Raw genomic sequence first — 13,307 nt, forward strand, 5'->3', positions numbered from 1 at the left:
GGTCACGCTGGCACCACGAACGCCATCCCGATCCATGCGGGATGGCGTTCGCATTTGTGGGGCTGCATCTGTCGCACGCAGCGCCAGCCACGAGAACTGTGCGCACGTTCGCGCTGCGGGCCTCTCCACTGCTCCCCAATCGATGCACCGGTACGGACCGCGGCCGCACCGGTTCCAACCATCGACAGAGGAGTACAGGGAAATGTATCGCAGCACCTCTTTGTTCATCGGCCTGCTGTTGGCCGCGTCTGCCGTACCCGCCATCGCTGCGCCGCAGCTGCGCGATGCGCCGCGCATCATCGGCGGCGAAGCGGCGCCGGCCGACGAGTACCCGTTCATGGTCAGCATCCAGGGCATCTTCGACGGCGATTCGGACCACGACCGCCACTTCTGCGGGGGCACCCTCATCTCGCCCTCGTGGGTGCTGACGGCCGCGCACTGCATGCAGCGCGAAGCGCCTGGTGGCATCGCCGTTGTCGGCAAGGTCACGACCCTGTCCACCGACGCCGCGCCACGACCGTCCAACGTCAAGGCGATCCACGTCCATCCGGCATTCAACAGCGGCAATTCGCTGGAGCACGACGTCGCCCTGATCCAGCTCAGCGCACCGCTGGACGGCGCACAGCCGGTGGCACTGCGGCTGCGGCCCGACGCCAGCTATCTCAAGCCGGGCCGTGAATTCACGGTGATCGGCTGGGGAGACACCGACATCGGCGATGGCCGGGTCTATCCGACTCAGCTGCAGACCGCGCAGGTGCCGTTCGTTTCCTTCACCGAATGCCAGCAGGCCTACGGCGGTGAACTGTCACGTGGAAAGGTCATCTGCGCCGGCCGCGAGGGCATCGACAGCTGCCAGGGGGATTCCGGAGGCCCCCTGCTGCTGCGCCTGCGTGAAGGCTGGACCCAGTTCGGTGTCGTCAGCTGGGGCGAGGGCTGTGCGCTGGCCGGCTATCCGGGGATTTATGCCCGAATCGCCGAAAAACACGCCGTAGATTTCATCGAAGCGGTTTGGCAACGCGATTGATACAATAAAATCAAATACATACATGGCATTACGTGAAGTGTTGCCTTAACTTGAACGGCAGCGTAGGATCGCCGCCATCCGGTCCTCGGGCCGGACATGTGCCACAACACTGTCCTCCGGCCCCGCGCCGGCTTGAAGAGCCTGTGATCCCCGTGATCCGGGCTCTTTTTTTATCCCGGTGGCGGCGCTGGGGTCAGATCCCTTCTGCCGCAGCAGAGGAGATCTGACCCCCCTCGGCTGGAAACCGTGACGTCCCGGCTTGCCGCTGTCACGTCGCAGGCCGCAAGATGCGGGCCGGTCCGGGGAGTCCGAGTGCATGAGCGTGGCGGTGCGAGGAAAGTCTGCGCGTGGATGGGGCTGGCGGCCATGCTGCTGCTGGCCGTGGCGGGGTGTCGCGAGTCTGCCAACGATCCGGCCAGGCCGGCGGCCGAGCCGGTGGCTGCAGTACAGGCGATGGCGTTGCGCCTGGCCGAAGATGATCTGGTCGGCTACGCAAAGCTGTCGGTGCCGCCGGGCCAGTACCAGCGCCTGCAGCAGGCGTGGGTGGAGGGCCACAGCCAGTGGCCGCTGACCGAGCTGCCACTGGGCGACCAGCTGCTGCCGATGCTGGCCGCACTGCGCAAGCCCGGTGCCAGCGCCGAACTGCAGCGCAGCTTCGATCGCCAGCTGGCTGGCCAGGCCGGCGCCGTGCGCCAGGCCGCACAGTCGATGGGCAACTTCGGCGTGCAGTACCTGCGCCACCAGAAGGGCTACACGCCCAGCCAGCAGGCCCACTACATCGCCCTGGTCGAGACCCTGGCGGGGTGGGCGCAGGCTGCCCCGATCAGCGACCGCGCACGTGCCCGCAGCACCATCGCCGCGCTGGTCGGCGCCGCCAGCAAGGTCGGCTTCGATGACGAAGCCGGCCTGCAGGCGGCCGGCATGGAAGGCAGCCTGCAGCAGCTGGCGCCGTTCATCCACACCCTCAAGGCGGTGCTCGGCAGTTACGGGCTGGGCGTGGACGACGCGCTGCGCAGCGTGCGCGGCGAGCTGCTCTCGGTAGAGGGCGACAATGCGCTGGTGCGCCTGCACTACGACCTGGCCGGTCGCGAGATGACCCTGCAGCTGCCACTGAGCCGGCGCGAGGGCCACTGGTACCTGACCCGCACCCTGGCCGATACCGATGCGCTGCTGCGCAAGGCCGATGCGGCCCGCGCGGCTGCGTCGCCAGCACCGGCTGAAGCCCCCGCCGAGGGTGGGGAAGCGGCAACACCGCCGGCTAAGCCATAATGGCGCCGATGTCGAAACAGAACCCGCTGCCGTTCCCCGGCGAAGAATCCCAGTCGACGCCCGCCGATACGGTGCCGGCGTCCCCCTCGACCGGTACCGGCCCGAACCCGGTACCGCCGCCCGCGCACGCGCGTCCGGCTGGCCGCCGCCCGCTGTGGGCGCGGTTGCTGGGCCGCCTGATCGAGCCGTGGCTGTCGCTGAAGATCGAGCCGGAAGACCCGGGCCAGTACAACGATGGCCGCCCGGTCATGTACGTGCTGGAAGACTACGGCCTGTCCAACGCGCTGATCCTGGACAAGGCCTGCCGCCAGGCCGGCCTGCCGTCGCCGCTGGTGCCGCTGGCCGGTGATCCGACCGGCCGCAAGCGCGCCTATCTGGCGCTGTCGCGGCGCAGCTCCAGCAACTCGCTGATTCCCGAGCAGCGCGGCGCCAAGACCCACTCCGATTCGCTGGCCAAGGTCCTGCAGGCGCACCGCGTGCGCGATGACCTGGATGTGCACCTGGTGCCGGTGTCGATCTTCGTCGGCCGCGCGCCGGACAAGCAGAGCGGCTGGTTCGCGGTGTTGTTCTCGGAAAACTGGGCGCTGGTGGGCCGCTTCCGCCGCCTGCTGGGGCTGCTGCTGAACGGGCGCAATACCATCGTGCGCTTCGCCCCGCCGATCTCGCTGCGCAGCACCGTCGACGAAGGCCTGGAGCCGGAGCGCACGGTGCGCAAGCTGCAGCGCGTGCTGCGCACCCATTTCCGCCGCATCCGTGAATCGGTGATCGGCCCGGACCTGTCGACCCGGCGCCTGCTGGTGGACCAGGTGCTGGCCGCCGAGCCGGTCCGCGAAGCGATCGCCGCACAGGCCAAGCGCGACAACTCGAAGCCGGCCGATGCCTGGAAGAAGGCGCACGCCTACGCCTGGGAAATCGCTGCGGACTATTCCAGCCCGGTGGTGCGCTCGGCCAGCTTCATGCTCAGCCACGTGTGGAACCGCATCTATGCGGGCGTGCTGGTGCACCACCTGGACAAGTTCAAGGCCGCCGCGCCGGGCCACGAAGTGGTCTACGTGCCCAGCCACCGCAGCCACATGGACTACCTGCTGCTGTCCTACCTGCTGTACGACCGTGGCATCGTGCCGCCGCACATCGTGGCCGGCATCAACCTGAACCTGCCGGTGGTCGGCACCCTGCTGCGCAAGGGCGGTGCGTTCTTCATCCGCCGTTCGATCCGTGGCAATGCGCTGTACTCTGCGGTGCTCAGTGAGTACGTCGCGCAGCTGGTGGCCGGTGGCTATTCGCTGGAGTACTTCGTCGAAGGCGGCCGCTCGCGTACCGGGCGCCTGCTGCAGCCCAAGGGCGGCATGATCTCGATGACGCTGCGTGCATTCCTGCGCCAGCCGCGCAAGCCGGTCCTGTTCCAGCCCATCTACATCGGCTACGAGAAGCTGATGGAGGGCGGCAGCTACCTGGACGAACTGTCCGGCCGGCCGAAGGAAAAGGAGTCGATCTGGTCGCTGCTGTGGGGCATCCCCAAGGTGCTCAAGCAGAACTACGGCCAGGTGGTGGTGAACTTCGGCGAGCCGATCGCGCTGAACGATGTGCTGGCCGAGAAGGCCCCGGAGTGGAAGGGCGAGGCGGTGCCCGAGGACGAGAAGCCGGCCTGGCTGTCGACCACGGTGGATACGCTGGCCGAACGCATCCAGGTACGCATCAACGGCGCTGCCGACGTCAACCCGATCAACCTGCTGGCGCTGGCCCTGCTGTCCACGCCGAAGCACGCGATGGGCGAGGCCGACCTGATCGCGCAGATCGAGCTGTGCAAGACGCTGCTGGTCGAGATGCCGTACTCGGACCGGGTGACGGTGACCCCGCACTCGCCGGAGCGGATCATCGCCCATGCCGAGGAGATCAACGTCCTCACCCGCATCAAGCATCCGCTCGGCGATGTGCTCAGCGTCAGCGGCGACACCGCGGTGCTGCTGAGCTACTTCCGCAACAACGTGGTGCACCTGTTCACCGCATCGTCGTGGGTGGCCTGCTGCTTCCAGAACAACCGCCGCATGAGCCGTACCGGCCTGGTCCAGCTGGGCCGCACGGTGTACCCGTTCCTGCAGGCCGAGCTGTTCCTGCCGTGGAGCGAGGACGAGTTTGCGCAGCGCATTGACCGCACCATCGACGTGTTCGTGCGCGAAGGCCTGCTGCAGAACGTCAACGATGACGACGGCGGCATCCTGGCGCGCAACACCGGGCAGACCGACGAGGTGTTCCGCCTGCGGGCGATCGGCCATTCGCTGCAGCAGGCGTTCGAGCGCTACTACATCGCCATCTCGGTGCTGGTGAAGAACGGCCCGGGCGTGCTCGGTGCGGCCGAGCTGGAAAGCCTGTGCCAGCAGGCCGCGCAGCGCCTGAGCCTGCTCTATGCGCCGGCCGCTCCCGAGTTCTTCGACAAGGCCCTGTTCCGCGGCTTCATCCAGAAGCTGCGCGAACTGCGCCTGGTGTGGCCGGACGAGAACAGCAAGCTGCTGTTCGACGAACGCCTGGATGCCTGGGCCAAGGACGCCAAGTTCATCCTGGGGCGCGAGCTGCGCCACACCATCGAGCGGGTCAGCCCGGAAGCAGCGCGCCCGGACGAGCCTGCGCCGCAGGATTGAAGGTCGCGCCGGACAATGCGGTGGGTGCGGACCTTGGTCCGCACACTTCCACCCGTGCCAACCAAGGTTGGCACCTACCGGAGAGGGAGGCCAACCAAGGTTGGCACCCACCCGGACCCGGCTCAGGCCGGCTCGTCGGGAATCTGCAGGCTTTCCAGCCTGGCGATGCAGTCCTTCAGCTGCAGCTTGCGCCGCTTCAGGCGCTTGGCTTCCAGTTCGTCCTCGCCGTTGGCCGCCATGCGGGTGATCTGTTCATCCAGCAGGCGGTGCTCGGCGCGCAGGGCGGCGAGGTGCTCGACGATCTCGGCGGGGCTGTAGGTATCCACAGCCTCCGAGCATACACAGCGTTGATGACTGCCGGGAGAGGGGAAACCCGATCCCCGGCCGGGGCGGCTCCGAGCCGTTAGAATGGAACCCATGAGTGCCGTGATTTCCCTTCCCGATCCCCAGCCGCGCGCCGCCCGCGATCCACGCGTGGCCGAGCGCGAGCAGCACAAGCTGGCCAAGCGCCTGCGCCGCCAGGTCGGCGAGGCGATTGCCGACTTCGGCATGATCGAGGCCGGCGACAAGGTCATGGTCTGCCTGTCCGGCGGCAAGGACAGCTACACCCTGCTGGACGTACTGCTGCAGCTGCAGAAGAAGGCGCCGGTGCCGTTCGAGCTGGTGGCGGTGAACCTGGACCAGAAGCAGCCGGGCTTCCCCGAGCACATCCTGCCGGAGTACCTGGCAGGGCTGGGCGTGCCGTACCACATCATCGAGCAGGACACCTATTCGGTGGTCAGCCGGGTCATCCCGGAGGGCAAGACGATGTGTTCGCTGTGCTCGCGCCTGCGTCGTGGCGCGCTGTACAACTACGCCGAGACCCACGGTTTCACCAAGATCGCGCTGGGCCACCACCGCGACGACATGGTGGCCACGTTCTTCATGAACCTGTTCCACCATGCCAAGCTGGCGGGCATGCCGCCGAAGCTGCGCAGCGACGACGGCAGGCACGTGGTGATCCGGCCGCTGGCCTACGTGCGCGAGCGCGACATCGTCGACTACGCGCAGGCACGCCAGTTCCCGATCATTCCCTGCAACCTGTGCGGCAGCCAGGAGAACCTGCAGCGCCGCCAGGTCGGCCTGATGCTCAAGCAGTGGGAAAAGGACCATCCGGGCCGCATCGAGCAGATCGCGCGCGCCATGGGTGAAGTCCGGCCCTCGCAGCTGGCCGACACCACCCTGTTCGACTTCATGGCGCTGGGCCGTCGCGACGACACGCCGCTGCCCGACGCCCATGCCTGGCTGGCCGGCTCCCCGGCCGATGCCGACGCAGATCCCGAGACGCCCACCGTTTAAGGTCGGTCGCCCTTCCTCTTCGCCATCCGGAATTCCATGTTCTTTCGCAACCTGACGTTCTTCCGTTTCCCGACCACCACCGATTTTTCCGAAGTCGATACCCTGCTGCCGCACGCCGTGCTCAAGCCTGTTGGCGCGCTGGAAATGAATTCGCGCGGCTTCATTTCGCCGTTCGGCCGCGAGGAGAAGGAACTGCTGTCCCACCGCATCGCCGAACACCTGTGGCTGACCGTGGGCGGCGAGGACAAGATCCTGCCGGCGGCGGTGGTCAACGACCTGCTCGAGCGCAAGCTGGAAGAGATCGAGGAGAAGGAAGGGCGGCGCCCGGGTGGCCGCGAGCGCAAGCGCATGAAGGACGACCTGCTGCATGAACTGCTGCCGCGCGCCTTCGTGAAGTCCTCGCGCAACGACGCCTTCATCGACCTGCAGCACGGCTACGTGGCGGTGGATACCTCCAGCCGCAAGACCGGCGAATACTTCATGTCCGACATCCGCGGGTTGCTCGGCAGCTTCCCGGCGATGCCGCTGAACGCCGAAGTCGCGCCGCGCTCGATCCTGACCGGCTGGATCGCCGGAGAGCCGCTGCCGACCGGGCTGAGCCTGGGCGAAGAGTGCGAGATGAAGGATCCGGTCGAAGGCGGCGCGGTGGTCAAGTGCCAGCACCAGGAACTGCGCTGCGACGAGATCGACAAGCACTTGGACGCCGGCAAGCAGGTGACCAAGCTGGCGCTGATCTTCGAGGACAACCTGTCCTTCGTGATCGGCGACGACCTGATCGTGCGCAAGCTGAAGTTCCTCGACGGCGCCCTGGACCAGCTGGAGCATGCCGACGAAGACGGCCGCCGTGCCGAGTTCGATGCCCGCTTCGCCCTGCAGAGCGCCGAGATCCGCCGCCTGTTCCTGTTGCTGGAAGAAGCGTTCAAGCTCAGCAAGGCTGACTGAACAGGCAGCTCGACGGTCGCCGGTCATCCGGCGGCCCGAAGCAGCGCTATGCTGGGCGCATGAGCCGTCTGCTGCGCCGCCTGATCACGCCGACCCTGCCCGCCACCGTACAGCGCGACACCGTTCGCCTGCGCCTGGAGGATGCCGAGATCGAGGTGCTGCGCGTGCGCGATCCGCGCGCGCGCCGCATCAAGCTGAGCGTGGACGAGCGTGGCGCGCGGTTGACGTTGCCACCGCGCGCAAGCCTGGTAATGGGCGAGCGCTTCCTGGAACAGCACCGCGACTGGCTGGCGCTGCAGCTGCGGCAGTACCAGGGGCAGGGCCTGCCGGCATCGCTGCAGCCCGGCGAAGACGGCGTGCTGCCATTGCGCGGTGAACTGTTGCCGCTGCGCTGGCAGGAAGGCCGCTACGCGCGGCTGGAGATCGACGGGCACGGTGCCTGCGTGCAGTGGCCGACCCGTGGTGGTGACGCCACCCTGCGCCGCCTGCTGCGCGAGTTCTATGAAGCGCAGACCCGCGCCGACGTCGGCCGCTGGCTGCCGAAGTACCTGCCCACCCTGCCGCGCGCTCCCAGCCGCCTGCGCCTGAAGGTGATGTCCTCGCAGTGGGGCTCGCTGGCCCCCGATGGCAGCATGGCCCTGGACCTGGCCCTGGTGCTGGGTCGTGCGGAAGCGTTCGAGTACGTGCTGGTGCACGAACTCTGCCACCTGATCCAGCCGAATCATTCGGCCGCGTTCTGGCATGAAGTCGAACAACGTTTCCCTGCCTGGCGCGAACAGCGCGACTACTTCCAGCTGGAAGGTCGGCGCCTGAAAGCCATGCTACGCCAGCTGCTGTAGAGCCGAGCCCACACTCGGCTGCCGTTGAATGCAGCCGAGCATGGGCTCGGCTCTACACAAGCGCGCGCAGCGCGCGACCCGCTCCTGCTCTTCTTTCTTTCTTCCGTGGTGGGCACACCGGAATCTGTCCGTGGCCGGGCGTGGTGGGTTGCGCAGGGGCGTGAGCCGCATGGATGCGGCGACCGAGCTTACAGGGACGTACTTGCAGCGACCCCTGCGCAATCCACCCCGCCTGGCCGAGCACGGCTTCTGGTTTGAACGACCGACCACGAGGGGCGCAGCCGTTGGCCGAAACCCTCACCCGCCCGCAATGCCGCCGCGGCCGCCCAGCGTGCCGCCACCCGCGGCGCGGTGAGGCACACCGCCTGGTCGGTCACCGTCGTCACCGCGCGCTCCAGCAGCTGGATATCGGCCTCGTGCTGGCGTGCCACATGCGGGTCCTCGAAGAAGATCGCGCGCTGGCAGCGCCCCTCCAGCACACGGTCAGCAATCTGCGCATCGCCGCCCATCGGGCCACTCTGGTAGCGCGTCACCCACGGCGTATCGCTGGGCCAGCCGCGGCTCCAGGCCAGCTCGTTCAAGCGCTGGCCGGTGGTGCCGGTCGCCACGCGCTCGCCGAACCGTGCCAGCACATCGAAGTGCTCGTCAGCGAAGGCCAGCATCGCCGGCTTCATCGCGTCGTGCGCGATCAGCGCCAGCGTCTGGTGCTGGAAGGCATGCAGATCGTCGGCACCGGCATCAGCAGCCAGCCCGGCGTGGATGCGCTCCACCTCGATCCAGTCACGCGCAGTGGCCACGGTTGAAATGAACGGCTTGCCGTGGATCACGCACTGCCGCTTGAGCGCGGTTGCCTCCGGAAACACCGAGGAAGGATCGACCGGGTCGATCAGGTAGATCGCACCGTCCAGGGTGCGATCCGGCCCCATGCCAACCACTTCGGCCACCAGTTTCATCAGGCCACCCTCGCGCCCGTAGGGGTAGCGGTGCAGGCCGCCGTAGCCGGCCAGGAAGCCCTGCCGTTCGATCGCATCGTGGGTGCGCCCGACCGCGTGCAGCGATACGCCCAGTTCACGCAGCCCGGCCTCGCTGGCACGCAGCCAGCGGAACAGCGCGGCGCGCGCATCGTGGTGATGGAGACGGTTGGCGGCCAGGCCGATACGCATCGAGCGCTCCGTAGGGACGGGTAGAAGCGGCAGTGTATGTCGGCATTCGCCGATAGGGATGTTTTTCCAATTTTTCTCATTGTCGCGGAAGCGCGCCTCGCTAGCGTGGCTGGCAGCGGTACCGCTGCGCGGCCGTGGTTCCTGCCCGCGAAATGAGGATGTCTACCGTGAATGTCGCCGGCCGCCGCGCCGTCGCCGCTGTCATGGCATCGCTGTTGCTGCCCGGCATCGCTGCTGCGTCCGGCTGTGCGAGTCCACTGCAGGTGGCATGGCGTTCCGATCGGCCGCCGCTGTCATACAACGCGCAGGGCGACCTTGCGGGGTTGGCTGCGGATTACCTGCCGCTGCTGGGCCCGCAGGCGGTGCAGCATGCGCGGCCGTTGCCCGCAGCGGTGCTCACCGATGACCCGCTGCCGGCTGGCACCCAGGTGCTGCTGGGCTGGCCGCGCGCACAGCTGCCGACCGGCTGGGTGGCCAGCAGCCCCTACCTGGAAGTGCCACAGGTGATCGTGCGGCGCGAGGGTGCAGCGCCAGTGCTGGGGTTGGAGGGACTGCGTGGCCGCAGCGTGGCCAGCCCGGACCGGCTGCCGCTGGACGCATTGCTGGCCGAACAGGCCCCGGGTGCGCAGCTGCTGGCACCGGCGCCGCTGGACCACGCGCTGTCACTGCTGCGCGCCGGGCTGGTCGATGCCGTGGTGGCCAATCTCGCCGAAGTCGAAGCCGCGCTTCGCGCCGTGCCGGGTGACCCTCTGGTGATCGCAGCACCCGCTGGCTTCGGCGATGCACTGGTGCTGGCCGCTGTACCGGCCTGTGCCGCGGTGGTCGCTGCCTTCGACCGGGAGCTGCAGCGGGAGGGCGATGCGCGTCGGGCATCGGTTCGCAGTGCCTGGCTGCCGGAACTGCCACGTGCGCGTCCCGCCGGTTCGGCACTGCGCTGGCTGGTGCCGGTGTCGCTGATCCTGCTCGCGCTCATACTGCTGCATGCCTTCGGCTACTGGCGCGTGCATCGCGAGAGCGTGCGTCGCCGGGTGCTGGAGCAGCGCTTGCATGAAGTCACCGCGAACCTGCCGGCGGTGGTCTACCAGGCGCGCCGTTCGGCAACCGGCCACTACAGCCTGGCGCAGATCGCCGGCGACGTGCAGGCGCTGTTCGGCGTAGCCGTGGAGACTGAGCGGATCGACCATCTGCAGCTGCTGGCGGCCGTGCATGCCGGTGACCGCAGCCGGGTGATGGCGAGCATCGAAGCGGCCGCGCTCGTGCGCGGTCCGATCGACGTCACCTTCCGCACCCGGTCGGCACAGGGCTGGCGCTGGGTCCGATCACAGGGACGACCGTTGCCGTGCGATGACAGCAGCGTGGAGTGGAGCGGCTACTGGATGGACGTCAGCGAAGCCCAGGCGCGTGCAACGGCGTTGGCCGAGGCGCGCCGCGCGGCCGAGCAGGCGGCACTGGCCAAGGGCCATTTCCTGGCGACCATGAGCCACGAGATCCGCACGCCGATGAGCACCCTGCTGGGCATGCTGGAGCGGCTGGCTGGCACGGACCTGGATGCGGGCCAGCGGCAGGTGCTGACCACCGTCGGTGACGCTGCGCAGATGCTGCGGCAGATCCTCGACGATGTGCTGCACAGCCAGCGCCTGCAACCGGCGCCCCTGCAGCTGCGTCCGACCGATCTGGCGGCGCTGGTGGGCGCGGTGCAGCAGCTGTTGATGCCCGTCGCGGCCAGCCGCGGGCTGCACCTGTGCAGCGAGATCGACCCGACGTTGCAGCCCTGGTCGCTGGCTGACGGGCTGCGCCTGCGGCAGGTCCTGTTCAACCTGGCCGGCAATGCGCTCAAGTTCACCCTGCAGGGAAGCGTGGTGTTGCAGGTCCGCGTGCTGCAGCAGCGCGACGGCGGCCAGCGACTGCGCCTGCAGGTGACCGATACGGGCGTGGGCATCAGCGTGGAGCGGCAACAGGCGGTGTTTGCCGCCTACGAGCAGGCCGAGGCGTCGACCACGCGCCGTTTCGGCGGCAGTGGCCTGGGGCTGTCGATCTGCCGCGAGCTGGCGACGTCGATGGGCGGGCGTCTGCACCTGCGCAGCGTGCCCGGCAAGGGCACCACCGTGTGGCTGGAGCTGGACCTGGCGGCCTGTGCGGCCCCCGCTGCGTGCCCGGCGACGGCACGGCCCGCGCAACGACCGTTGCCGCCGGCGCGGGAGCTGGTGGCCGAGGATCATCCGACCAACCTGCAGTTGCTGGCACAACGTCTGTGCGAGCTGGGACTGCAGGTGCACGCCTGCAGCGACGGCCTGCAGGCATGGGAGGCCTGGCAGGCGCAACCGTTCGACCTGGTCATCACCGACTGCCACATGCCGCACATGGATGGCTTCGCGCTGGCCCGGGCGATCCGGAGCGACGCCTGCGCCACCCGTGCGCGGGTCCCGATCATTGCGCTGACTGCCAGCGTGCTGGAGCGCACCCGTGAGGCCTGCCGTGATGCGGGCATCGACCATTTCCTGGCCAAGCCGCTGGAGGTGCACGAACTGCGCGCGCTGCTGGAAGTGCTGCTGTTGCCGGACTCAGTGTGCCAGTAGGCGGACGATGCTGGCAGCGGCGTCGCGGCCTTCGGCCACCGCGGTTACCACGAGATCGGCACCACGCACCGCGTCGCCACCGGCGAACAGGCGTGGATGCGCGGTCTGGAACGGCAGGCGGTCCTTGCCACCGGCGAGGATGCGGCCATTGGGCTGGCCTTCCACCCCCAGTTCCGCCAGCCACGCCGGCACGCTCGGCGAGAAGCCGAAGGCGATGATCACCACGTCTGCTTCCAGCAGCGACTCACTGCCTTCGATCGGCACCGCGTTCTGGCGGCCATTGGCATCGGGCTCGCCCAGCCGGGTCTCGACCACGGTCACGCCGATCACCTCGTCGTCGGCGCCGGCTTCGATCGACAGCGGCTGCCGGTTGAACAGGAAGCGCACCCCTTCCTCGCGTGCATTGGCGACTTCGCGCGCGCTGCCGGGCATGTTGGCTTCGTCGCGGCGATAGGCGCAGGTGACCTTGGCCGCGCCCAGCCGCACCGCACTGCGCACGCAGTCCATGCCGGTATCGCCACCGCCCAGAACCACCACGCGCTTGCCGTTGAGGTCGGGCAGGGCGATGGTGTCTTCCCAGCCGGCGATCGGCCGGCCCTTCGGATCATCGCCACCGACGATGCGGCTGTTCTGCACCAGGAACGGCAGCGCCGGCAGCACGCCCTTCAGGTCCTGGCCGACCAGGCCACCCTCGGTATAGCGATAGGCGCCGGTGCCGATGAACACCGCATCGTGGCTGTCCAGCAGCTGCTGCACGCTGACATCACGGCCGATCTCCACGCCGAGGCGGAACTGCACGCCCATGCCTTCCAGTACTTCACGGCGGCGATGGATCACGTCCTTGTCCAGCTTGAAGCTGGGAATGCCGAACTGCAGCAGGCCACCGATCTGCTCGTAGCGGTCGTAGACCACGGCGGCAATGCCGGCGCGTGCCAGGCGGTCGGCACAGGCCAGCCCGGCCGGGCCGGCACCAATCACCGCCACACTGTGGCCGGTCGGCTGCACCGCGCCCAGGTCCGGGCGCCAGCCACTGGCCAGTGCGGTATCGACGATGTACTTCTCCACCGCGCCGATGGTGACCGCGCCGAACTCCTCCAGCGTGCAGCTGCCTTCGCACAGCCGATCCTGCGGGCAGACCCGGCCGCACACTTCCGGCAGCGGATTGGTGCTGTGGCACAGCGTGGCGGCCTCGTGGATGCGGTTCTCCTGTACCAGCTGCAGCCACTGCGGAATGGCGTTGTGCACCGGGCACTTCCAGCTGCAGTACGGGTTGCCGCAGTCCAGGCAGCGGCCCGCCTGGTACTGGGCGTCTTCCTTGCCGAACTTGCCGTACAGCTCGCCCCAGTCGCCGGACGTGCGCAGTTCCACCGGGATGCGCTGCGGCATGGTGCGGGGCAGGTCGAGGAACTGGAAGGCGTGCTTGCGGCTCATGGCGGACTCTGTGGTGTTTTCCGGATGCCGGCCAGCGGCCGGCACTACGTGATCCTGGGATGCCGGCCAGCGGCCGGCACTACGTGATC

At 68.4% G+C, this 13,307-nt stretch carries 9 protein-coding genes and 1 pseudogene; 7 read left to right on the top strand and 3 right to left on the bottom strand.

Annotated features, from left to right (window positions below; translation table 11 throughout):
• Window positions 1–202: 202 nt before the first annotated feature.
• The 3 genes from DL544_RS00260 to plsB all read left to right on the top strand — a co-directional run bounded on the left by DL544_RS00260 (window position 203) and on the right by plsB (window position 4,929).
• A complete protein-coding gene (locus DL544_RS00260; RefSeq protein WP_065185523.1) occupies window positions 203–1,024 on the top strand; it encodes a S1 family peptidase in 822 nt (273 codons plus the stop codon).
• Between the two features lie 366 nt (window positions 1,025–1,390).
• Entirely contained in the window at window positions 1,391–2,293 is a 903-nt protein-coding gene (locus DL544_RS00265) for a hypothetical protein (protein WP_005421072.1), read from the top strand.
• Window positions 2,293–4,929 (top strand): glycerol-3-phosphate 1-O-acyltransferase PlsB, encoded by a 2,637-nt coding sequence (gene plsB / locus DL544_RS00270; RefSeq protein ID WP_032954727.1) that lies wholly within the window; start codon window positions 2,293–2,295, stop codon window positions 4,927–4,929. Before DL544_RS00265 ends, plsB begins: the two co-directional genes overlap by 1 nt.
• Window positions 4,930–5,051: 122 nt before the next feature.
• Here plsB and DL544_RS00275 read toward each other — a convergent pair whose 3' ends face one another.
• Entirely contained in the window at window positions 5,052–5,255 is a 204-nt protein-coding gene (locus DL544_RS00275; RefSeq protein WP_005421068.1) for a YdcH family protein, read from the bottom strand.
• A gap of 91 nt (window positions 5,256–5,346) precedes the next feature.
• Here DL544_RS00275 and ttcA point away from each other — a divergent pair, with 91 nt between their 5' ends.
• The 3 genes from ttcA to DL544_RS00290 are packed head-to-tail and all read left to right on the top strand — an operon-like array spanning window position 5,347 to window position 8,048.
• Window positions 5,347–6,267 (top strand): tRNA 2-thiocytidine(32) synthetase TtcA, encoded by a 921-nt coding sequence (ttcA, locus tag DL544_RS00280; RefSeq protein WP_172412120.1) that lies wholly within the window; start codon window positions 5,347–5,349, stop codon window positions 6,265–6,267.
• Window positions 6,268–6,303: 36 nt separating this feature from the next.
• The gene (locus DL544_RS00285; protein ID WP_005421064.1) at window positions 6,304–7,209 is read left to right on the top strand and encodes a recombination-associated protein RdgC; all 906 of its coding nucleotides are present in this window, start codon (window positions 6,304–6,306) and stop codon (window positions 7,207–7,209) included.
• Window positions 7,210–7,268: 59 nt separating this feature from the next.
• A complete protein-coding gene (locus DL544_RS00290) occupies window positions 7,269–8,048 on the top strand; it encodes a M48 family metallopeptidase (RefSeq protein WP_139726563.1) in 780 nt (259 codons plus the stop codon).
• 299 nt (window positions 8,049–8,347) lie between these two features.
• On the opposite strand, the pseudogene DL544_RS00295 reads toward DL544_RS00290, so the two are convergent.
• Window positions 8,348–9,211: pseudogene (locus DL544_RS00295) on the bottom strand (methylglyoxal synthase); the annotation flags it as partial.
• Window positions 9,212–9,378: 167 nt separating this feature from the next.
• Here DL544_RS00295 and DL544_RS00300 point away from each other — a divergent pair.
• Entirely contained in the window at window positions 9,379–11,787 is a 2,409-nt protein-coding gene (locus tag DL544_RS00300) for an ATP-binding protein (RefSeq protein WP_139726564.1), read from the top strand.
• Here DL544_RS00300 and DL544_RS00305 read toward each other — a convergent pair.
• Window positions 11,773–13,218: an FAD-dependent oxidoreductase gene (locus DL544_RS00305; protein WP_072167408.1), complete on the bottom strand. Its 1,446-nt coding sequence runs from the start codon at window positions 13,216–13,218 to the stop codon at window positions 11,773–11,775. The two genes, DL544_RS00300 and DL544_RS00305, sit on opposite strands and share 15 nt — an antisense overlap.
• Between the last annotated feature and the right edge of the window lie 89 nt (window positions 13,219–13,307).

The sequence above is a fragment of the Stenotrophomonas sp. pho genome (assembly GCF_006228405.1).
Taxonomy (GTDB): domain Bacteria; phylum Pseudomonadota; class Gammaproteobacteria; order Xanthomonadales; family Xanthomonadaceae; genus Stenotrophomonas; species Stenotrophomonas sepilia.

Excerpts from the sequence above, each read along its gene's own strand:
- DL544_RS00260 (WP_065185523.1), top strand. The coding sequence starts at position 203 with ATGTATCGCAGCACCTCTTTGTTCATCGGCCTGCTGTTGGCCGCGTCT.
- DL544_RS00265 (WP_005421072.1), top strand. The coding sequence starts at position 1,391 with ATGCTGCTGCTGGCCGTGGCGGGGTGTCGCGAGTCTGCCAACGATCCG.
- plsB (WP_032954727.1), top strand. The coding sequence starts at position 2,293 with ATGGCGCCGATGTCGAAACAGAACCCGCTGCCGTTCCCCGGCGAAGAA.
- ttcA (WP_172412120.1), top strand. The coding sequence starts at position 5,347 with ATGAGTGCCGTGATTTCCCTTCCCGATCCCCAGCCGCGCGCCGCCCGC.
- DL544_RS00285 (WP_005421064.1), top strand. The coding sequence starts at position 6,304 with ATGTTCTTTCGCAACCTGACGTTCTTCCGTTTCCCGACCACCACCGAT.
- DL544_RS00290 (WP_139726563.1), top strand. The coding sequence starts at position 7,269 with ATGAGCCGTCTGCTGCGCCGCCTGATCACGCCGACCCTGCCCGCCACC.
- DL544_RS00305 (WP_072167408.1), bottom strand. The coding sequence starts at position 13,218 with ATGAGCCGCAAGCACGCCTTCCAGTTCCTCGACCTGCCCCGCACCATG.